Origin of the sequence: Streptomyces sp. NPDC019396, assembly GCF_040632375.1 — a bacterium.
Taxonomy (GTDB): Bacteria; Actinomycetota; Actinomycetes; order Streptomycetales; family Streptomycetaceae; genus Streptomyces.
On the sequence record NZ_JBEYBS010000003.1, the window covers coordinates 274,091 to 294,557 of the forward strand.

A 20,467-nucleotide genomic window follows, 5' to 3' on the forward strand; every position below is an offset into this window, starting at 1 on the left:
GATTCCGATGAAAACCGTGCTCCTGTCCCCCCGCACAGGATCCATCACCGTCGAAGAGATCCCCGCGCCCGGGGCAGCCCCCGGGACGGTGGTGATCCGCAACGACTACTCGCTCATCAGCGCGGGAACGGAGCGGGCCACGGTCACGACGGGAGCACAGAGCCTCGTGGGCAAGGCCCGTGAACGGCCGGAGCAGATGAAGCAGGTTCTCGACACGCTGAAGCAGGCGGGCGTCGCGGACACCTACCGGATGGTCCAGGACCGGCTGGACCGCCCGATGCAGCTCGGATACTCCTGTGCCGGAGTGGTCCTCGAGGCCGGCGAAGGCGTGGACGACATCCGCCCCGGGATGCGGGTGGCCGCCGCCGGGGCACGCTATGCCTCCCACGCGGAGATCGTCACCGTGCCCCGCAATCTTGTGGTGCCGGTGCCGGAAGGCGTGGACAGCGAGTGGGCGGCGTTCGCGGCAGTGGGCGCGATCGCTCTGCAGGGCATCCACCAGACGGAGACGGTTCCGGGCTCGCGCATCGCCGTCATCGGTCTCGGACTGGTCGGACAGCTCACACTGCACCTGCTGCGCGCCTACGGCTACGACGGTGCCGGCATCGACCCGGATCCCGTCATGGTGGAGCTCGCGCGGTCCGCGGGGCTCACGGCCCACGGGCGGGACGTGGACGACCTGGCCGGTGTGCTGTGCCGGCACTGGGGCGGCGCCGGGGCCGACGCCGTCATCATCACCGCCGCCACCAGCAGCACCGACCCGATCGAGTCCGCCGGCCGGCTCGCCCGCGACCGTGCGGCCGTGGTCGTCGTCGGTGACGTCAACGTCGCCCCGCCGCGCTCCTCGTACTACCACAAGGAGCTGTCGATCCGGTACGCACGGTCGTACGGGCCGGGCCGGTACGACTCCCGCTTCGAGGAAGACGGCCAGCCGTACCCCGAGGGATACGTCCCGTGGACGGAGCGCCGCAATCTCTCCGAAGTGCTGCGCCTGGTGGCGGCGGGCGCGCTGGACCTGGCGCAGCTGCGGCCCAGGGTGTTCCCGATCGAGGACGCGGCCGCGGCATACGCGGCACTGAAGCCCTCTGACGGAGAGCGCGATGTGGCACTGCTGCTGCGCTATCCGGGCACCGCGCAGCTTCCGCCCAAGCCGCGGCAGCCGTCCGGTCCCGCCCTGTGGACCAAGCCGCGGGGCGCGGTCCGCATCGCCGCGGTCGGTGCGGGGAACTTCGCGACGAGGATGCTCTTCCCCCATCTGCGGCGCGAGCGCGGAGTCGAGTTCTCCTGGATCGCCAGCGCCCGCGGGCTGTCCGCCGCCCACCAGGGACGCCGCTGGGGCTTCGGTACGGTTGCGGAGAGCGCCGAGACGGGGTTGGCATCCGCCGCGGCCGACTGTGTGATGGTCCTCAGCCGCCATGACAGCCACGGCCGTTACGCCGCGCAGGTCCTGCGCGGCGGCAAGGCCCTGTACTGCGAGAAGCCGCTCGGGCTCACCGAGGTGGAGTTGGAGGAGATCGCCACCGCGTGGCTGGCTTCCGGCGCCCCGGCGATGGCCGGCTTCAACCGACGCTTCGCCCCGGCGATGCAGGAGCTGAAGAAGGCGCTTCCCGCGGGCGTGCCGCTTCAGGTCGGCTACCGGGTCTTCGCCGGCCGGCTCCCCGCGGACCACTGGTACTTCAGCCCTCGCCAGGGCGGCAGACTGCTCGGCGAGGTGTGCCACTTCATCGACGCCGCGGGCTTCCTCACGGGCGCCCGGCCGGTCTCCGTCAGCGCCGCCGCGGTGGACACCCGGGACCCGGTCACGGCACAGAGCGTGACACTCCACCTGGACTACGACAACGGCTCGACCGCGTCGATCGTGTACGGCGGACTCACACCCCCCGGAGCCCCCAAGGAGTGCGTGGAGGTGGCCGCCGACGGCGTGGCCGCGCGGCTCGACGACTTTCGCACGCTCACCGTCTGGGCCGCGGGCGGTCCCACCACGGGCAAGTACCGTGGCGCACCGAAGGGACACGCCGCCGAGATGCGGCAGCTCGTCCGTCTGATCCGGGGCGAGACAGTCCCGGACGCCGATTTCGGTACGGCCCTGTGGAGTTCCCTCGCGGCGTGCCGGGCCGCCCGCTCGGTCACGCTCGGCCGGCCCGTCGAGGTGGCTCCGTCCACCCCCTCCCTGGCCAAGGCACTCCGGTGCGTGCCCACTCCGGCTGTCGGCGTGGAACAGACGGCCGACGGTCCCGCCCGGTCCGCGGTCACGATCTGATGTGCGGCTTCGTCGTTCTGCTGGGCAAGCACGCCACGCTCGGCAGGCGCGGGGTGGATCCGTGCGCGGCCATCGCGCACCGGGGGCCGGACGCGAGTGGACATCTGGACCTGAGCGGGCCGGACTGGCATGCGGCACTGCACTTCCGGCGCCTGGCCGTCATCGACCCCGACGCCAGGAGCAACCAGCCCTTCGGCTCGGCCGAGCGGGGTGTGCTGCTGTACAACGGGGAGATCTACAACGCCCCTGAGCTTCTGGACCTGTTGCGGGGGCGGGGGGTACGCACCCGGACGACCGGCGACACCGAGGTCCTTTACGAGCTCCTGCTGCAGCCGGACGCTCCGCGCCTGCTCGACCGGGTGGACGGGATGTTCGCGTTCGTCCTCGTCCTGCCCGACGGGCGGCTGTGGTACGGGCGGGACCGGCTGGGCATCAAGCCGCTGTACACGGCGACGGACGCCGCGGGCCGTCTGGTGGCACTGACCAGCGAGCTGGAACCGCTGCGCGTGTGCGGGCTGCTGGGAGGTGTCGATCCGGTCGCGGTGGCGCAGGGCGCCATGTTCCTGTGGACTCCTCCGCCGCGCACGGGCTGGCAGCGGGCACAGGCCGTCCCCGCCGGGACCGTACTCGTCCGCCGTCCTCCGTACGCCGACGTGGCCGCGCCGCTGTGGCAAGCCGGTCCGGTGCTTCCCACCGGGGAACTCCGTGACGCCGTCCGCACATCGGTCGCCCGACAGGTGCGGGCCGATGTCACCGTCGGTCTGCTGCTCAGCGGGGGGTTGGACAGCACCTGGCTGGGGGTCGAGCTGGTCAAGGCCGGCTTCGCCGGGCCGGCGTTCGCCGCGCGGACGGGAATGCGCCCGACGGCATCCGCCGAGCCGTTCGAGGACGACGCCCCGTACGCCGAGCGGGTCGCGCGGCACCTCGGCCTGCAGCTGAAGTGGGTCGACCTCGATGTCGACGTGCTGCGGCGGATCCCGGAGCTGGTCTCCACCATGGAACTTCCCTTCGGTGACCCGGCAGCCATCGCGCTGATGCAGCTCTCCCAGGCGGCGCGGGGCCAGGCCACCGTGCTGCTGTCCGGGCTCGGGGTCGAGGAGCTGTTCCTCGGGTACGAGCGCTACCAGGCCGTGCTGCTGCTGCAGCGGCTGCCCGTGGGGGCCCGGATCGCCCTGCGCGCCGCCATCGCCGTCCCCCGGCCCAGGCGCTACCGGGAACGCGCCGACAAGTTCGACCGGCTGCTCCGGCTCGGTGCCCGGGACTGGGCATGGGCGACACAGGCGTACTACTCCGCGCAGGAGTGGCACGCGCTGGCACCGGGCATCGGTCTCGACGCGGTCACCGAACGGCACAGGGAGGTGGCCGGAGCGGTGCTGGACCGGGGCGGCAGTCCGCTGGCGGCGGTGGTGGAGTGCGACCGGCGGTTGTTCCTGCCCGGTCTGAACCTGCTGTACGGCGACCGCGCCTCGATGCGCGCGGGCGTGGAGCTGCGGGTGCCGTTCCTGGGCGAGCCGGTGGCCGCCACCGCTCTGGGCGCCGTCGCCGAGCGCCAGCTGAAGTTGGGGAACGGCAAGGCTCGCTTCCGTGCGGCCGCGGTCACCGCCGGCGTACCGGATTTCGTGGCCCAGCGTCCCAAGACCGGCTTCGGGGCACCGGTGCGGTCGCTGCTGCGTGAGCACGGCGGACGCCTGTGGCCCGAGGTACGGCGGTCCGCCGTGTTCGACGACCTCTTCGACCGCGCGACGGCCGACCGGTTCGTCGAGGAACACATCCAGGGCCGGCAGGACCGCGGTCTCGCCGTGTTCGGGCTCTTCTGCGCCGCCGTCTGGTGGGACCGCAATGTGACGGGTGGGCCCGGCCGAGCCGAAGACGCCCTGGTCGGCTATCGCGAGCCGGTCCTCAGCCGGACGTCCTCATAGGGCCCGCCGCCTGCGCCTCGGCCCCTGGCGGAAGACGTTGGCGCAGGACTTCGGCGGAGAGTGTCGGCGCAGGGCGTCATCGCAGGGCGGAGTGGAGCGCGGTAAGGGCGTCCACCAGCGGCGCCGTGCTCCACCGGGGCGAGGCCCACAGCACGGGCGTGCGCCGGGATGTGCCGCCCGTACGGGCGCCCGTGCCGGGATAGCGGTCCACCACCGCCGCGAGGACCGCACTGGCGAAGTCGGCCGGGACGAAGCCGTGTTCGCTGGCCCACGCCGCCATCCGCACCGCGGTGGCGTCGTTGTTCGGATCCGGTCGGCTGCGGCCGCCGGCGAAGTAGCGGGGCACGGGCCCGTCGAACATATGGGTCAGGTAGTAGTGCGTACCCCGTTCGAGCGACTCACGGACGTCGAGGTCCAGCAGTGAGGCGACCTGCTCGAGGCGCAGCAGGACGTATCCGGTGTGGAATCCGTCCACCCACCCCAGCCGGCTCCCGCGGCCGTACGGCCAGGAGCCGTCGGGACGCTGGCCGTCCAGGCTCAGCTCGACAGCGGTCCCGACCACCGTGCGCAGACTCCGGCACAGCCCGTCGGGGAGCAGCCCGGACACGGCGAGGCGCGCCGCGAGCGAGGCACCCATGAGATTCGCGTTGTGGACCAGCACCTCGCTCGTCGGTGTGTAGGTGAAGAACGCGCCGTTGTACAAGTGCTCCAGCAGAGCGCGCCCGAGTGACCCGGCGGCCTCGGCGCCGAGTGTCCCGGAATCCAGGCAGCCGTCCGCGCAGAAGGTGGTCGCCACCAGATTGGGAACGCTGGCGGGGTAGTACGCCCATCGCGTCTGGACGTCGAACTCGTAGCGCCACAGCCCCGCGTAGTTCCCCGTCATCTGTTCGGCCGCGGTCAACCGGCCCAGTCGCTGGGCGCGTTCGTGCCACAGAGGCGAGTCGGCCACCCTGGCGCATGCAGTCGCGGCGGTGCCGGTCGCGGCGGCGGTGCGCAGCGGGCGGATACCGAGCACGGGCCTCAGGTCGACGGGGCTGCGCTTGACCGTCTGCAGCAGCGTCTGCCGCAGCACGGGGTGCACGGCCAGTCTCCCGAACAGGCTGGTGAGTCCGTCGTAGGGATCGGGGCCCGCCCAGCCGCGGGTGTCCGCCCAACGGAAGACCCAATCGGCGAGGGCCAGCACTGCGTCGGCGTCGAGGAACTCCCGGGTGCGGGCGGTCGCGGCCCCTGGGGTGCGGGTACTGGTCTGCATGGGCCCTCCGTGGACCTGGAGTCGTTCGTCTGAGTCAGGCTGGGATGGCTTGGCCGGGTGGGACGGGCCGCCCGCCGGCAGGCCGTCGCTCAGTAGGCGCCGTTGCCCTCGACGACGGCCCGCAGGGTCCGGCACAGGACACCGAAGTCCACGGACGGGGACCAGTTGTCGACGTAGCGCAGGTCGAGGGCGACCGTCTCGTCCCAGGACAGATCAGAACGTCCGCTGACCTGCCACAGGCCGGTGAGCCCCGGTTTGACGCTGAGTCTGCGCAGCTCCACGGCGTTGTAGCCGACCGCCTCGTCGGGCAGCGGCGGCCGCGGGCCGACCAGGGACATATGGCCCTGCAGCACATTGAACAGCTGGGGCAGCTCGTCGAGGGAGTAGCGGCGCAGCACCCGGCCCGTGCGGGTGATCCGCGGGTCGCGGCGGATCTTGAACATCCGCCCGTCCTGCTCGTTGGCCTGGGCGAGTTCGGCCTTCAACTGCTCCGCGTTGCTGACCATGGTCCGGAACTTCAGCATGCGGAAGGGCCGGCCCCCCTGGCCGACGCGGATCTGACGGTGCAGCGCCGGTCCCGGCGAGTCCAGTCGTACGGCCAGCGCCACCACCGCGAGCACGGGGGTGAGCAACGCCAGGAGCAGGCCGGCGCCCAGCCAGTCCATGGCCGCTTTCAGCACCACGGCGGCACCGCGGCGGATGGGCGGGGCGACGTGCAGCATGGTGAGGCCGGCCACCGACGACACGTCGACCCGTCGTCGTGCCACCTCGGAGATCCCCGGCAGGACGACCAGCCGGCAGCCGTCCTCGTGCACTGCCCAGGACAGCCGGCGCAGCCGCTCACCGGCCATGCCCGGCCCGGGCGCGATGAAGACGAGGTCCACGTCCAGGTGCCGGGCGGCGTCCAGGACGGGGGCGGAGTCGGCCGACGGCTGTGCGGGGGCCTGCTGGTCGAGCCGGGTGGCCACGGGTGCGACCAGTCCGGGGTTCTGCTCGCCGATCGGGCAGACGCCGACCACCACGAATTCGTGGTCGGTGCGCCGCGCCAGATGGCTCACCAGACCGTCGATGGCGCTCGCCTCGCCGATCACGAGTGCCCGCCGGACGGCGCGGCCGTCACGGCGCTGGGCAAGCAGGTGGCGGTGGACGAGTGACTGGCAGACCGTGGTCACCACGACACACGGTACGAGCGCCGTCAGTGCGAGATGGAAGGGGGATCCCTCACCGCTCGCCGCCCGGAGCACGGCGAGCAGCCCCACCAGCGCGAGCCAGTCGCGCAGCACCGGGCCGACCCGGTTGCTCTCGCCGAGGTGGCGCGGTGCGTAGCGGGCACGCGAGCCCCGCACGAGCAGCCATGCGGCCATCGCGGTCGCCACGCACCAGGCGGGACGGGCCGCATCGCCGTGCCGGAGGGCGAGGTACATCGGGGCGGCCACTCCCGCCGCGTCCGCCGCCACCACGACCGGCAGGTACCACACGGGTTTGCCGACGTGCTCTCGCCTGGGTCCCGGCCGGTCGCGACGGTGCGTCGGCTGCGACTGCCGTGTCGGTGGCACACCGGGTGCGGTCGCTCCGAACAGCCTCATTCACCCTCCAGCCGGCTCCGGCGGATCGCCTGGCAGGTCCGTCTGCGGGACGGGCCGGCCATGGGACAGCACTGGCGATTGTGCGTCATGTGTGCGATCCGGCCGGTGGCGACGCTCGACGGCGGGGAACTCTCACCCGATGAGCAGCATCGGGTGGCACGGCGCTCCCCGTCTGCCACCGTCCGGCACCGCTCACCGGAGCGGCGGCGGGCAGTGGTGTCAGCTCTGGCAGGCAGGGAGCGGCCGCACCACGGTCCGCAGTGGGGCGACCAGTTGCTGCCGCAGCAGTACGGGCCCACGGTCGCTGGCCGGCTCCACCATGTGGAGGGTCAGGGTACGGGTCCGCTGCGCCGGCAGCTCCAGGTCCACGCTGTACACGGGGTGACCGTGTTCCACGCTGCTGCCCGTCATGGCCGGAGCGCCGTCCAGCGTCGCGCCGGTGAGCTCCGCACCGGCGCTGGCGTAGTAGGAGACCATCAGCCTGTTGTCGCCGGGCCGGGTGGGGTACGTCGGCTTGTCCGCGCGCAGGGTGACGTAGCTGGGAAGCCCGGTGACCGGGGCGCGGTTGCCGAGGCTGATCTTTGCGGTGACGAGCCGCCCTTCCGGGGTGCAGCGCCCCGGGATCCACTCCAGCCGCCGGTCGAGGTAGTAGTCCAGCTTTCCGCCCGCGGCGTTGTTGACGACAAGCCCGGCGAAAGGTCCTTCGCCGGAAGGCAGGACACCGCCCAGCGGCCGCGCCTCCACGAGACTCTGTTCGTCCGGCCGGGTGCTCCACAGCTTCAGCCGTTCCTGCTTCACCACTTCGTGGACGGAGGCGAGCAGAGCCGGCAGGCGTTGCGGATCGTCGAGTGCGGCGGTGAGCCGGGTGGCCGCCGAGCGGGCGACGTCGAGGAAGAAGGCCTTGCGCCGCGTGGTGTCCGCGTAGCGGGCGTAGCCCGTCCGCTCGGTGAGGTCCAGGACGTTGTCGGAGGTGAGCAGGGTTCCGTCCGGGAGCACCCCCGGACCGGTGGCCCGCAGCAGCAGGGCCAGCGCGCTGGGATCGACCGCGGCCACGCCGTCCACCGGCTTTCCGCCGTAGGCCCGCCAGGTCGCCGCCCAGATGCGGGCCGCGTAGGGGAAGTGCGGGCTGAGGTTCGTGTTCGCCCAGGTGCCGGTGGGGTCGTAGGCTCCGTACCGGCCCGTGAACTCAGCTCCGAGATCGACCTTGGGCTTCACGTTCTCCAGCATGGTGTTGTTGCCGAAGGTCTCGAAGCGCATGTGTCCCTGGTCGGCGGTGACGACGGCGAAGGCCCCCGGGAGTCCGCCGGTGCCGCGTGCCTCGGCCGTGTTCTGGAACACCAGAAGATAGCGGCGCGGCGCGGTGTTCCCGAGCATCGGCGGGAGCAGCCGCGCACCGGTCGCGGCATCCGCGACCGCGGGCGCCAGCCGGTCGAGACGGTCGACGAGCACTCCCCTCACGCGGTCCACGGCGGGCAGCCAGGTCCTCCGCGGCAGCCCGTGTGCCTCGGCTCTGGCCCGCGCCATGTGGCGGGCCGCCTGTTCCAGTGCCGGTGCGGATCCGCGCAGCGCGGCGAGGTCGAGTCGGCCGCTGCCGCCGTGACCGCTGAGCCTGCTCACGGTCCCTACGACGCTGGGGAGCACATCGCCGGTCAGCCGGTCGATGGCCCTGGTCGTACCGCGGACCGTCTCGAGGGGTGCACCGACGAAGGGAAGCCGGGCGGCCAGATACCAGGCGGGGCCGGTCGTGGCCCCGTACGCCTGAGCCGCGTGGTCGGCCGCCGATTCCGCTGCCGCTTCGGCACGCTCACCCCGGTGGCCGCCTGCCGTCGCCTGCTCCCCCGCCATCGCGCTCCGCATCGCCTCCAGGTCATGACGGGCCGCGAGCAGCTCACTGCGGGCGTACAGCCCCGTGACGACCAGCCATCCGGCAGTCAGAAGGAGCAGGGACACGCCTGCCAGCAGCACGTGCCGGGCACGCCAGCGCCCACGGCTGCGCCGAAGCAGCCCCGCGCAGCGGGCGACCCCGGTTCTGATCAGCGAATCAGCAGCCGTCAAAAGGGCTCGCGGAATGCGTCGTAGCACCATCACCGGCTCTTCTCCTGATCTGGACCGGCGCCACCCTCTTGCGAGGGAAAACGCCCACAACGGAATGTATGCCCTATTTTTGACTAATCTGGGGGCGCCCCGATCCGAACTCGCCCAACGAGGTGCTGTCTGTGGAACTCCGCATCGTCCTCAGAGCGCTGCTGCGCAGCTGGCCCGCCGTCCTCGTCTGCACGCTGCTAGGCGTCGGCACCGCGTGGGCCGCCACGGCCTTCGCCACGCCGGTCTACCAAGCCCGCACCCAGCTCTTCGTGTCCGCCCAGTCGGGCGCCACCGACATCGCCCAGCTCCAGCAGGGCAATGCCTTCTCGCAGGCCAGGGTCCAGTCGTACGCGTCGATCGTGACCAGCCGTCAGGTCGCCGAAGGCGTCGTCAGGATGCTGCGCCTCCCCACCACTGCGGAACAGCTCGCCGGGAGCATCACCGCCGAGGCGCCGCTCAACACGGTGCTCATCAACGTCGCGGTCAGCGATACGGATCCCGACCGGGCAGCGGAAATCGCCAACGCTGTCGCGCTGCGCTTCAGCGAGGTGGTGGAGCGGCTCGAGACCCCACGGGGGAAGTCCCCGAAGACCCACTCCCCGGTGAAGATCGGGGTGACGGACGCGGCCACTCCCCCTACGGCCCCGGTGAGCCCGCGCCCCATGCTCAACACCGGAATGGGACTGCTGGCGGGGCTGTTCCTCGGCGGGGCCATCGCGGTGCTGCGCGAGGCCCTCGACACCACGGTGAAGACGACGGAGACTCTCGCGGAGCACACCGGGCTGCCGGTGCTCGGCGCCATCCCCTTCGACAGGAAGTCCGCCAGCCTGCCGCCCGCCGTCGGCGCACTCGGGCACTCGCCTCGCGCCGAGGCGTTCCGGCATCTGCGGACGAATCTGAAGTTCACCCAGGTCGGCCAGAGGTCGAGCGTCATCGTCGTGACGAGTGCGCATCCCGGGGAGGGCAAGACCAGCGCGGCCATGGGCCTGGCGCTCTCACTCGCCGACTCCGGTACGTCCACCTGCCTTGTCGACGCCGATCTGCGCCGGCCGCGTATCGCCGCCGCGTTCGGTCTGGTCCCGGACGCCGGTCTGGCCAGCGTGCTCATCAGCCAGGCGGAGATCGAGGAGGTGATCCAGCAGACCGGGCAGCTCTCGGTCCTCACCAGCGGGCCGATTCCGCCCAACCCCGCCGAATTGCTGGCGTCCGACCGGATGCACGAGGTACTCGACCAACTCGCCGCCCGCTACGAGACCGTGATCGTGGACAGCGCGCCGCTGCTGCCCGTCGCCGACACCGTGGGGCTCGCCCCGCTGACGCAGGGCGTCATCCTCATCGCGCAGGCCGGGAAGACACCCCGTGACCGCATCATCGCCGCATCGGAGTCGCTGCACAAAGTGGGTGTCCACACCCTGGGAGCCGTGCTCAGCATGGCGCCGGTCCCCAACCGGATGGCAGGCGGCCACGGGTCCACGTACGGCTACGGCGATCCCACCGGTACCGAGCAGCCCGTGACGGCGCCTCGTCCGCGCGCCTCGGCGACTGCGGGCAGCGAGGCCTGAATGACCCGCGACACCACCGGCGCCCCGGAGCTGCGGGTGCTGTTCATCTGCACCGGGAACATGTACCGCTCGCCGCTCGCCGAGCGACTGCTGGCGCCCCGGCTGCCCAACGCCCGGGTGTCCAGCGCCGGTACCCGGGCCTGGGGCAGTACCGGGATGGACGCGGCGACCCTTGCGGCGCTGGAGTCGCTGGGCGGGGAGGGGACGGGCTTCGCCTCGACGGTGCTGACCCCGGAGCTGATCGCCGCGGCGGACCTGGTGCTCGGGCTCGCCCGGGAGCACCGCGACGAGGCGGTGCGGATGTGTCCGGCGGCACTGCGGCGCACCTTCACCCTCAAGGAGTTCCTGAGGCTGGTGCACGGGGTGACGGAGCACACCCGAACACCCAGGGAGCTGATCGCCCGCGTCGCGGTCGCGCGGGGCACCCCGTACCCGGTGCCCGCCGTGGACGACGAGATCGCCGATCCCCAGGGTGGCGGCCTTGGAGCCCTCATGCGGTGCGCGCACGAGATCGAAACGGCGGTCGCCGCGCTGGCGGCGCTGCTGGCGCCCAGCGAGCCCTTCGCGCCGCCGGAGCCCCGTGCTCCCCGCAGGAGCTGTCAGCTCACGCAGGGCGGATAGGGCTCGACGCTCGCCCGAAGGGGGTTGACCAGCGGCTGGCGCAGCACAGTCGGGGCACGGTCGGTGAGCGGCTCGATGAGCGTCAGCGTCAGCGTGCGGGTCTGCTGGGCCGGCAGTTCCAGGTCCGTCGTGTAGACGGGGTGGCCGTGCTCGATCTCGGTACCCGCCATCACCGGCGTACCGTCCAGGGCAGCGCCGGTGAGCTCCGCACCGGCGCTGGCGTAGTAGGAGACCAGCAGCCTGTTGTCACCGGGCCGGGTGGGGTACGACGGCTTGTCCGCCCGCAGGGTGACATCGCCGGACAGCCCTGACGCGGGCGCACGGTTGCGGAGACTGATCCGTACGATGACCGGCCGGCCGTCCGGGGTGCAGCGTCCCGGAATCCACTCCAGGTTTCGGTCGAGGTAGTAGTCCAGCTTTCCGCCCGTGGTGTTGTTGACGACCAGTCCGGCGAAGGGTCCCTCGTCGGAAGGCAGGACGCCGCCCAGCGGTCGCGTTTCGAGCAGGCGCTGCTCCTCCTCCCAGTTGCTCCAGACCTTCAACCGGTCCTGCTCCAGCACCTGGTGGAGCGCGTCGAGTACGGCGGGCTGGCGCCGTGGGTCGTCGACGGCGCCGGCCAGCCGGGTGGCCGCCGTGCGGGCGGCGTCGAAGAAGACCGTCTTGCGCCGGGCGGGGTCCGCGTAGCGTGCGTAGCCCGTGCGCTCGGTGAGGTCCAGGACGTTGCCGGCGGTGAGCGCGGTGCCGTCGGAGAGCCGTCCCGGGCCGGTGGCGCGCAGCAGCAGGGACAGCGCGCTGGGGTCGAGCGCGACCACACCGTCCACATGCTTGCCGCTCTGGGCCCGCCAGGCCTCCGCCCAGATCCGGGCTGCGTAGGGAAAGTGCGGGCTGAGGTTGCTGTTTGCCCAGGTGCTGGTGGGGTTGCTCGGCCCGTACCGGGAGGTGAACTCGGCTCCGAGGTCCACGACCGGTTTCGCCTTCGCCAGCGAGGTCTCGTTGCCGAAGGTCTCGAAGCTCAGCCGTCCCTCGTCGGCGGTGACGACGGCGAAGGCCGCGGGCATGCCTCCGGTGCCGCGTGCCTCCGCCGTGTTCTGGAACACCACGAAGAAGCGCCGGGGCCCTTCGTCGCCCAGCATCGGGGGCAGCACCCGGGCGGCGACGCGTGCGTCGGTCATGACGGACGTGAGGCCGTCGAGCCGGCGGGCCAGCTCCTCCCGCAGCCGGTCGGCGGCGGGCAGCCAGGTGTCGCCGGGCAGTTCGGCGACCGCCGCCTCCGTCTCGGCGGCTGCACGCGCCGCCCGGTCGATGCCCGGTGCGCTGCCGCGCAGCGCGGACAGCAGCGCCTGGAAGCCGCGGCCCCGGGTGTCCCTGGCGATGTCGGGGACCATGCGCACCAGCGCCGGGAACACCTCGTGGGTGAGCCGGTCGGCCGCGTGGGTGGCGCCGCGCACGGTGTCAACGGGGCGGCCGACGAAGGGGATACGTGAGGCGAGATACCAGGCGGGCCCGGTGGTGAGGCGGTGCGCCAGCCCGGCGTGGTCCGCGGCGGAGCCCATCGTGCGCCGGGCGTCCGTGGCTCCGGCGACCGCGGAGGCGGAGCCGCTCCCCTGGCCCGGCGCCGTTCCGCCGCCGGTGACCGACTGCCGCAGGGTCTCCAGATCGCGTTTCGCGGCGAGCAGTTCGGCGCGTGCGAAGAGCCCGGTCACCGCGATCCAGGCGGCGCCCGCCGCCAGCAGCACGGCGGCGGCGACCAGCAGGAGCCTGACCGGTCCGAAGCGCGGAGGCAGGGAACGACGCAGGAGGCCCGGGGGCAGGGTCAGGCGTGGAGGCAGACGCGAGAGAAGGCGCGACAGGAGTCGCGGCCGTGGCGGCCTCAGTCCAAGGCTCATGGGGCTCCCGTCCGTACGACGATGTTTCTACGATCTGCACTTCGGCGCCGTGACGTCCCGCGGCTCACGGACGCTGTCCGCCGTCGACGGCGGGAGCCTGCGAGGGGGCGGGCACCAAGACCACCCGGAACGTCTTGGGCCAGAGCTTGCCCGTGATCAGGAACTCATCGGTGCCGGGGACCGCCGCGACACCGTTCAGCACATCGGCTCGACTCGCCTCGGGCGGGGTCAGCAGACCGGAGGCGTCGATCCTTCCGGTGACCTTCCCGGTGTTCGCGTCGATGCGCATGATCTGGTCCGACGACCAGATGTTGGCGTAGACGGTGTCCCCGACGCATTCCAGCTCATTGAGCTGGGACACCGGTTCGCCCCCCGAGGTCACCGTGATTTCCCCGGTCTTCGCGAAGGTACGCGGATCGCGGAAGGCGAGCCGCGCGGAACCGTCGCTCATCACCAGCCTGCCGCGCGCTGCCTGGTGGCACAGCCCCCAGCCCTCCCCGGAGTAGCGGACCCGCCGCCGCTCGGCCAGGGTCCGGGCGTCGCGCTCGATCGCCACCCCGTCCCGCCAGGTGAGCTGCCAGAGGGTGGGCCCGAGTACGGTCAGGCCCTCGCCGAACAGGGGCCGGGGCAGCGCCACCCGCAGCCGGTTCGTTCCGTCGGGATGGCCGGAGCGCACCGAGGACCTGCCGGCCATGCCCGTGCTCTCGTAGAGGGTGTTGCCATCGAGCTCGAATCCCTGGGTGAAGGCGCTCTTGTCGTGCGGCAGCACCTCGAGCACCCTGACCGTCAGCCGCTCGACACGGTCCGCGCGGCCGGGCTGATCCGAACCGTGCGCGGGTGCGCTCGGGCCGGGGAGTCCCCGGCCATGTCCGGGGGCGCACGAGGCGATCAGCAGAGCGGCGCACACAGCCGCCGTCGCGCAGACGGCGACCGGCGGCCGGCACGTGGTTCCGGGGGTTCCTGGGTACAGACGCACATCCAGTCCTTCGGTCAACGCCTGCCCCGGCGCCGGGAGGGACCCGGCGCCGGAGGCGACCCCGCCGGTGCCGGACGACGCGCGAACACGGCACTGACGGGGAGGGGAAGTGCGGGCGGGAGCGTCACGGCCGCACGCAGGTGGTGCTCAGCTGCTCTTGAACCGCCGGACGGCCATGACCGTGCCGCCACCGAGCAGCGCGAGGCCGGCCGCACCACCGAAGAGCTTCAGCGAGTCGTCCTCACGACCGGTCGCGGCCAGTTCGGGGGCGCTGAGGGCGCCTGCGTTCCCCGACTCATCCAGTGATGTGCTGGAAGCGCTCCCGGTGCAGTCGTTGGGCTTCTTCACGGTCAGCTTCGCGGACAGGTCCCGCTCCGGATCGACCGCCTCCAGCCTGACGGTGTGCTTCCCGCTGTGGGTTCCCGGCGGGATCGTCACGGTCCCGTCCACGTCGCCCTGCGGGTCGGCGTCGAACTGGCCCAGCACCACGGACTTGGTCAGGAGCCGCAGGGTCGTCTGCTGCCCGGGCGCGAACCCCGTCGCATGGAAGGTGACGGAGTCCCCCGGGCACACCACGGTCGGGTCCAGCACCAGAAGCGGGACGGGCGGGTACTGGGCGTACGCGGGCTGGGCGACGATAAGTGCTACGGCTCCGACGACGGTGGAGGCGGCCATGGCCGCCAGGCCGGCACGCCTTGGGGACGTCCTCATGTGTTCACGCTCCTCGGAAGGTTTCGGGCCGACAGCTGACGACCCCTGCGTGACATATTTACCGATACATCGCGGCTTGCCGCGATTGTCTGCGCGCCAAGGCGGCGGAGGCACCGTATGGCCTAAGAACCACGGGGTGGCGTACACCATTTGCCCAACCTCAGGTCCAGCTCGGCGGCGGGTACAGGTCGCCCTCGCCGCTGACCGCGCCGGCGAACTCGAAGTCCTCCTCGTAGCGGCGGTGGCGGCCCAGCGTGGTCCTCGTACTCGGCAGGTCCGGCTTGGCCAGATGCCCGTCGGCGGCGAGGATCTGCACCCGCTGGAGCACGGAGCGCAGATCGACGCCCAGCTCGTTGGCCACGACCATCAGGTCCACGCCCGACTGCCAGCTCCACACCAGCACCGAGTCCATGGCGGACGTCCAGAGCACGGTGGGCTGGTGGGCCTCGGTCCAGTGGTCCTCGAACGCGGGCGCGGGCCCCGGCATCGGGTTCGGGGCCGGGATCACGGGGATCGAGGCCGCGGTCGTGGCCGCGGACGAGGCCGGGATCGAGGCGGACACCTGGGACGGGACCGGGGACGAAGCCGCCGGCGTGGGCACCGAGGGTGCCGCCACCGGTTGCGGCGGGACCACGGGCGCCGGCTCCACCGGGGCGGCGGGATACGAGGCTTCGGGTACCGGCTCGGTGACGGCGTCCCTGATCGTGTCCTGGCCCGTGGTCAGCAGATTGGCGGCCACGGTACGGGCTCCGTCCCGGCCGACCGTCCTGCGCGCCACGCGGACTTCGCGCTCGTGCAGACCCATCATCCCGGCCACGCTTCCGTCGTCACCGACGATCACGGCGAAGGCAGCGAGCTTCCTCGTGCGGTCGGCCTGCGCCTCGTTCAGAGCGGTCTGCGCCGCCCTGACCTTGTCGTCGCTGGCGCAGAACGCCTTGGCTAGGATTGTATTTCTTTCCCATACTTCACGCGGTTCCACATACGCATAAACGCCTGTCACGGCTTTTGAACTCGCAGGTTCGACGTATTCAACACAAAGAGAGCCAAAAACTAAAGGCGACCAAGACGCCAGCCGATAACTTACGACCGCCCCCACCGCAACCCCACAACGCCGAACCTGCGTTCGCCCCATGGGCAGTTGCCCAGAATCCCAACGGGTCCGCCTGTCGGATGATCCGACAGGCGGACCACGCATCCAGCGGGCTGATTTCCGAGCGCGCCGACACGTACTTGCCAGCGGACTCCGCCGTCGATGCCATCGTGCTGTCCGACCCGGAATCGCACAGCGCGCAGAGAGTCAGGCAACCGCAAGGTCGACGGTTTCGTTACGTGCGCGCGCTTCTGACGTACCACCAGCTGCCCGAGGCGCCCGGCTCCCTCCTCCCGGCCGGGCGCCTCAGGACCGTTCGGGACTCGCCTCAAGGGCGCGGCAGCAGCCGTGGCGGCCCATCAGGGGTGGGCGGCGCCGAGAATGACCGTCCACCAGGGACCGTCCGCGTCCAGCGCGATACCGACACCGGCTTCCTCGTAGAGACAGGTGAGAATGATCTCCCGGTGCTCCGGGCTGTGCATCCAGCTGGTCACGACGGACCGGGCGGTGAGTGAACCCCGCGCCAGGTTCTCACCGAAGTACTCGTTCCGGTATCCCGAGTCGCGCAGGCGCTCCGACACGGAGACTCCGCCCGTCCCCGTATGCGTCAGCCGTCCCCGCAGGGCCATGTCCTCGCTGTGCTCCTCGGCGGCCCGCTCCAGCACCGGATGAGCCTGGACGGGGTCGCAACCGCCGCGCGCCCGCTCCTCATTGACCAGGCCGAGTACGCCGTCGGCGACCGCTTCGAGTCTCGCGTGGACCCCTGACGGCCCGGCGGCGGCACTCGCGGGCGCCGCCATTGCCGGTACAGGCCCACCGAGCACTCCCCACCCGCCCAGCCACGCACTCGCCAACCCGAGCCCGGCGAACAGAGCCGAGCCCATAGTTCTTTTCGCCCAGTTCGTCATGGCACATTTGTACAGCGCTTACCACTGACCGCCTGGAAAATCGGTACGGGAGCGAATCTTTTCTCTTCTTACGGACGATTGGTCAGACTGTATTCACCGGATGCCATGTCAGCCACACACGGAGAAGTCCCGGACACGCGGCTGCCGTGTCCGGGACTTCCTTACCGCGGGCATGCCCGTGGCCCGTGGTCAGCGCCGCGAGGCCCTGGCGCTCCGGATCGCGACGGCGCCGCCGCCGGCGAGCGCGAGCGCGACCGCCGCCATGATGCCGGCGTTGGCCTCGGAACCCGTCTCGGCCAGGGTCGCACCCGGCGTGACCGGGGCGGCCGGCTGGGTGTCCACGACCGGGGTGACGGCCGGAGTCTCGGGCGTCTCCGCCACCGGGACCTCGGGCGTGGCCGGGGTCTCGGGCGTGGCCGGGGTCTCGGGCGTGCTGACGACCGGCGGCTGCGGCTGGGCCGGGGCCTCGGGCTGGGGGTTCTCGGCCGGCGTGGCGGGCGGAACGGCCGGCGGCTCCTCGACCGGCGGGACCGGCAGCGGCTCGGGCTGCTCCGGCTCCGGGAGCGGCTCGGGGAGCGGCAGCGGTTCATTGGCCGGCGGCTCCTCAGTGCCCGGGACCGTGGGCTCCTCGGCCCCGGGGACCGTCGGAACCTCGCCCACGGTGGTGCCGTCGCCGTTGGCGCACGCGTTGCCCGACACCGGGTTGAGAAGACCGATGACGTTGACGGTGTTGCCGCAGACATTGACCGGCACGTGCACCGGGGCCTGGATCACATTGCCCGAGAGGATCCCGGGTGAACCCTCCGCGGCTCCGACGGCGCCGCTGTCCGCCAGGGCCGCTCCTGCACCGGCCATGGTCGCCCCCGTAGCCAGGCAGGCTGCGAGGAGAATGCGCTGAGCCTTGCTCTCCACCCTTAATTCCCTTCTTGCAGCGGGGGAAGGATCTGACCTCACCCCTCCGAGCAGGAAACGAAACAGAGGGCGGACACGTCACGCAGTAGCGGTCGTGGATTTTCGAGAAACGAAAAAAACAAATCAGTTCTTCTGATTTGGATGCTCGAATGTCGATGACAAGGGATACTCTGCGGCTGCTCGGTCAGGTGAGATGTGCAATCAGTTTCGTGACACCAACTGACGCCGCAGCACCCGCTCCACCGGAGTCAGCGGGATGTCCGGGCGCACCCGCTCCGGATGACCGGGCGGGGGTGGGCGGAGCCCGGGGTGCGCCGTCCTCGGCGCGGGCACGGGCACCCCGATCCACATCCACCCCGCTGCCACGAGGGCGTCGTAACAGCCGTGCACCACCCTCATCAGCAGCCTCATGACCGCAGCGCGGTGGCCGGTTCCCAACTCGCTCCCGCCGCGGTCACGGTCGCCACGGGCTCCTCGTCGCTCCATGTCCACAGCCGGGACAACGCGTCGAGGTCGAGATCGTGACCCTCGGTCCAGATGCGTGCCGCGGCCGTCAGCACCGACTGGCGGTCGGCCTCGGGTGTACCCCGGCGGGCGGGCAGCACCGCGGTGGCCGCGCTGGCGCCGAGGCGAACGGCGCGGTGCCTGCGGGCGAAGGCGGTGAGGGTCTGCCTGGGACCGGCCTCGACCAGCAGCATGTCGTCCACCGCGAGCAGCTCTTCGAGCGCGGCCTTGAAGTACACGGTGTCGGTGATCTGGCGGGCCCAGAAGCGGGGGCTGAGCGCGTCTTCCGTACGCATCAGGCCGCCTGTGTACCCGGAGTAGAGCGGCAGCCGGGGCTCACGTAGGGGGATACCGCGGTAGACGGTCTCCACCGCGTCGGACGCCGGGGCCATCGCCGGTGAGTGGAAGGGACTGGTGGCGGGGACGGCGACGACGGTGAACCCGTCGGCCCTGAGCCCGGCCTCGACGTCGGCCAGCGGGGCGGCCGAACCGGCGAGCATCACCTGCTGGGCCGCGTTGACCGCGGCGATGGCCACGTCCTCCTCCAGATACGGGTACAGCTGTTCCTCGCTCGCGGCGACGGCGAGCATGCCGCCCTCCGGTATCCGTACCGCCTCGCGCACCCGCGCCATCATCATGGCCACGGCGTCGGGCAGCGCCATGACTCCGGCGAGGGTCGCGGCGACCAGTTCACCCGCGCTGTGTCCGAGCAGCGCGGCGGGGCGTATCCCCCAGCTCAGGATGAGGCGGCCGAGCGCGTAGTCGATCGCGAACAGCAGTGGCTGGGCACGGCGTACGTCGTCGATGGGGATGCGCGGGGAGGTGGAGTTGAGCCAGTCCTCGCGGATCCGGTGCCCTTCGTCGCCCATGTGGGAGAGCGCGGCGTCGACGGCGGCCGTGAAGACGGGTTCGCGCAGATAGAGTCCGGCGGCCATGCCGGCGTGCTGGGAGCCCTGGCCCGGAAAGAGCAGCGCGATGGGACGCGGGCGGGCGGCGGCCACGGACTTGGCCTGATGGACGGTGGCGGCGGCCAGTGCCGATACGGCGACGGCGGCGCCGCGCACCGGACCGGGCGTGGTGCCGCAGGGCACGGCGGTGGGCAGGGCCGGGTACGCCTCGCTGTGCAACCCGCTGAGCAGGGGCAGCAGTTCGCTGCGGACGCGGCTCTCGTCGGCTGTGTCCTGGCCGGACCAGAGCAGCAGCCGGTGGTGTTCGGGGTCGGTGGCGCGGCGTCCGTGGTGAAGCGGCCGCAGGGCGGGCATCTCGTCGCCGCCGCCGCTCACGTCGAGTACGCCGAGCACGCGGTCGCCCTCGGCGATGGCCTCGGCGGCCCGCTTGACCGCGTAGACGGTGATGGTGTGGGGGTCCAGCTCGCCGAATCCGGCGACCATGGCGAAGTCGGCGACTCCGTCGCGCAGTTCGCGGTCGGCGAGGCGCAGGGCGCGGCCGGGGGTGGACACCGTGCGCACCGTGAAGCCCTCGTGCCGGGTGCCGAGTGCGGGGTCCGGGTCGGCGGCGCCGACGTACACGATGGTGCGTACGGGCAGTTCCTCGGGCGGCTTGCCGAATGCCCGCAGCACCGCCGACACGCCGGCGGCCGATGCCACGATCCGTCCTCGGGGCGGCTGCGCGGTGCCGGGGCTGACGACCAGCCTCCGAACGACCGCGCTGTACGAGGTGAGCGACATGGTTCCCTCCTGGTGGGCCGCGGCCCTCCGGCCGCCCTGGCGTGCGCGATGCGGGTGGTGCGTGGGGGGCGGCCGTCCCGCCCCACGGGGGATTCAGGCAGGACGGCCGCGTCGGGATGGCTCGGCAGGGGGAGTACCGAACCGCGAAGAGTGCAGATCAGGCAGTGGTCTGGTCTGCGTTGATGAGGGCGAGCAGGGCCCTCGGGGTCTCCGCGTCGACCACGGCGTCGTCCGGGATCTCGATGCCGTACTCGCGCTGGATCTGGCCGATCACCTGGAGCAGGGCGAGGGAGTCGTAACCGAGGTCCATGAAGGGGGTGTCGATGACATCGCCGTCCAGGTCGACGCCCTCTTCCTCGCCCGCACTCTCGCGCAGCATGCGGGTCAGGTCGGCCAGGGTGACAGTGGTCGTCGTCGTGGTCGTGGTGCTGGTGGTCATGATGTGACGTCCTCTCGGTCGGGCTGGGCGGGTAGGTAGGTGACGCTGTGGGACTTGTGGGGGGTGGG

16 protein-coding genes are annotated in these 20,467 nt (G+C 71.8%); 4 read left to right on the forward strand and 12 right to left on the reverse strand.

Going from position 1 to position 20,467, the window contains the following annotated elements:
* Window positions 1–7 precede the first annotated feature (7 nt).
* Both ABZ532_RS05105 and ABZ532_RS05110 read left to right on the forward strand, forming a co-directional pair.
* Window positions 8–2,260, forward strand: coding sequence for a Gfo/Idh/MocA family oxidoreductase (locus tag ABZ532_RS05105; RefSeq protein ID WP_361279666.1), 2,253 nt, complete (start codon window positions 8–10; stop codon window positions 2,258–2,260).
* Window positions 2,260–4,179, forward strand: a complete 1,920-nt coding sequence (locus ABZ532_RS05110; protein ID WP_361279667.1) for an asparagine synthase-related protein — start codon at window positions 2,260–2,262, stop codon at window positions 4,177–4,179. Before ABZ532_RS05105 ends, ABZ532_RS05110 begins: the two co-directional genes overlap by 1 nt.
* 76 nt (window positions 4,180–4,255) lie before the next feature.
* On the opposite strand, the gene ABZ532_RS05115 is transcribed toward ABZ532_RS05110, so the two are convergent.
* The 3 genes from ABZ532_RS05115 to ABZ532_RS05125 all read right to left on the reverse strand — a co-directional run bounded on the left by ABZ532_RS05115 (window position 4,256) and on the right by ABZ532_RS05125 (window position 8,967).
* Window positions 4,256–5,431: a hypothetical protein gene (locus ABZ532_RS05115; protein WP_361279669.1), complete on the reverse strand. Its 1,176-nt coding sequence runs from the start codon at window positions 5,429–5,431 to the stop codon at window positions 4,256–4,258.
* Window positions 5,432–5,520: 89 nt separating this feature from the next.
* Entirely contained in the window at window positions 5,521–7,017 is a 1,497-nt protein-coding gene (locus ABZ532_RS05120) for a sugar transferase (protein ID WP_361279670.1), read from the reverse strand.
* Between the two features lie 219 nt (window positions 7,018–7,236).
* The gene (locus ABZ532_RS05125; RefSeq protein WP_361279671.1) at window positions 7,237–8,967 is read right to left on the reverse strand and encodes a DUF4012 domain-containing protein; all 1,731 of its coding nucleotides are present in this window, start codon (window positions 8,965–8,967) and stop codon (window positions 7,237–7,239) included.
* Between the two features lie 266 nt (window positions 8,968–9,233).
* On the opposite strand from ABZ532_RS05125, the gene ABZ532_RS05130 reads away from it, so the two are divergent.
* Together ABZ532_RS05130 and ABZ532_RS05135 are read left to right on the forward strand one after the other, a co-directional pair.
* Window positions 9,234–10,664 carry a polysaccharide biosynthesis tyrosine autokinase gene (locus ABZ532_RS05130; protein WP_361279673.1) on the forward strand — a complete coding sequence of 477 codons (1,431 nt, stop codon included), beginning with the start codon at window positions 9,234–9,236 and terminating at the stop codon, window positions 10,662–10,664.
* On the forward strand, window positions 10,665–11,285 hold the full coding sequence (locus ABZ532_RS05135) for a low molecular weight phosphatase family protein (protein WP_361279674.1): 621 nt from the start codon (window positions 10,665–10,667) through the stop codon (window positions 11,283–11,285). It begins immediately after the preceding gene.
* Here the strand turns inward: ABZ532_RS05135 and ABZ532_RS05140 are convergent.
* The 9 genes from ABZ532_RS05140 to ABZ532_RS05180 form a co-directional block, all read right to left on the reverse strand.
* Window positions 11,264–13,171 carry a DUF4012 domain-containing protein gene (locus tag ABZ532_RS05140; protein WP_361279675.1) on the reverse strand — a complete coding sequence of 636 codons (1,908 nt, stop codon included), beginning with the start codon at window positions 13,169–13,171 and terminating at the stop codon, window positions 11,264–11,266. The two genes, ABZ532_RS05135 and ABZ532_RS05140, sit on opposite strands and share 22 nt — an antisense overlap.
* Window positions 13,172–13,235: 64 nt before the next feature.
* Complete coding sequence (locus ABZ532_RS05145) at window positions 13,236–14,147, reverse strand: glutaminyl-peptide cyclotransferase (protein ID WP_361279676.1); 912 nt, start codon at window positions 14,145–14,147, stop codon at window positions 13,236–13,238.
* A 147-nt stretch (window positions 14,148–14,294) separates the two neighbouring features.
* On the reverse strand, window positions 14,295–14,858 hold the full coding sequence (locus ABZ532_RS05150) for a hypothetical protein (RefSeq protein ID WP_361279678.1): 564 nt from the start codon (window positions 14,856–14,858) through the stop codon (window positions 14,295–14,297).
* 160 nt (window positions 14,859–15,018) lie between these two features.
* Complete coding sequence (locus tag ABZ532_RS05155) at window positions 15,019–15,837, reverse strand: hypothetical protein (protein WP_361279679.1); 819 nt, start codon at window positions 15,835–15,837, stop codon at window positions 15,019–15,021.
* A gap of 470 nt (window positions 15,838–16,307) precedes the next feature.
* Complete coding sequence (locus ABZ532_RS05160; protein ID WP_361279681.1) at window positions 16,308–16,748, reverse strand: CAP domain-containing protein; 441 nt, start codon at window positions 16,746–16,748, stop codon at window positions 16,308–16,310.
* Window positions 16,749–17,045: 297 nt separating this feature from the next.
* Window positions 17,046–17,768: a chaplin family protein gene (locus ABZ532_RS05165; RefSeq protein ID WP_361279682.1), complete on the reverse strand. Its 723-nt coding sequence runs from the start codon at window positions 17,766–17,768 to the stop codon at window positions 17,046–17,048.
* A 201-nt stretch (window positions 17,769–17,969) separates the two neighbouring features.
* Window positions 17,970–18,179 (reverse strand): DUF6059 family protein, encoded by a 210-nt coding sequence (locus ABZ532_RS05170; protein WP_361279684.1) that lies wholly within the window; start codon window positions 18,177–18,179, stop codon window positions 17,970–17,972.
* Window positions 18,176–19,960 (reverse strand): acyltransferase domain-containing protein, encoded by a 1,785-nt coding sequence (locus ABZ532_RS05175; protein WP_361279685.1) that lies wholly within the window; start codon window positions 19,958–19,960, stop codon window positions 18,176–18,178. Before ABZ532_RS05175 ends, ABZ532_RS05170 begins: the two co-directional genes overlap by 4 nt.
* A 157-nt stretch (window positions 19,961–20,117) precedes the next feature.
* The gene (locus tag ABZ532_RS05180; RefSeq protein WP_361279686.1) at window positions 20,118–20,399 is read right to left on the reverse strand and encodes an acyl carrier protein; all 282 of its coding nucleotides are present in this window, start codon (window positions 20,397–20,399) and stop codon (window positions 20,118–20,120) included.
* Between the last annotated feature and the right edge of the window lie 68 nt (window positions 20,400–20,467).

What these genes read in the sequence shown, in the direction of transcription:
- ABZ532_RS05140 (WP_361279675.1), bottom strand. Translation starts at nt 13,171, where the DNA reads ATGAGCCTTGGACTGAGGCCGCCACGGCCGCGACTCCTGTCGCGCCTT.
- ABZ532_RS05110 (WP_361279667.1), top strand. Translation starts at nt 2,260, where the DNA reads ATGTGCGGCTTCGTCGTTCTGCTGGGCAAGCACGCCACGCTCGGCAGG.
- ABZ532_RS05160 (WP_361279681.1), bottom strand. Translation starts at nt 16,748, where the DNA reads ATGGCGGCGCCCGCGAGTGCCGCCGCCGGGCCGTCAGGGGTCCACGCG.
- ABZ532_RS05150 (WP_361279678.1), bottom strand. Translation starts at nt 14,858, where the DNA reads ATGAGGACGTCCCCAAGGCGTGCCGGCCTGGCGGCCATGGCCGCCTCC.
- ABZ532_RS05115 (WP_361279669.1), bottom strand. Translation starts at nt 5,431, where the DNA reads ATGCAGACCAGTACCCGCACCCCAGGGGCCGCGACCGCCCGCACCCGG.
- ABZ532_RS05170 (WP_361279684.1), bottom strand. Translation starts at nt 18,179, where the DNA reads ATGAGGCTGCTGATGAGGGTGGTGCACGGCTGTTACGACGCCCTCGTG.
- ABZ532_RS05180 (WP_361279686.1), bottom strand. Translation starts at nt 20,399, where the DNA reads ATGACCACCAGCACCACGACCACGACGACGACCACTGTCACCCTGGCC.
- ABZ532_RS05175 (WP_361279685.1), bottom strand. Translation starts at nt 19,960, where the DNA reads ATGTCGCTCACCTCGTACAGCGCGGTCGTTCGGAGGCTGGTCGTCAGC.
- ABZ532_RS05135 (WP_361279674.1), top strand. Translation starts at nt 10,665, where the DNA reads ATGACCCGCGACACCACCGGCGCCCCGGAGCTGCGGGTGCTGTTCATC.
- ABZ532_RS05120 (WP_361279670.1), bottom strand. Translation starts at nt 7,017, where the DNA reads ATGAGGCTGTTCGGAGCGACCGCACCCGGTGTGCCACCGACACGGCAG.
- ABZ532_RS05105 (WP_361279666.1), top strand. Translation starts at nt 8, where the DNA reads ATGAAAACCGTGCTCCTGTCCCCCCGCACAGGATCCATCACCGTCGAA.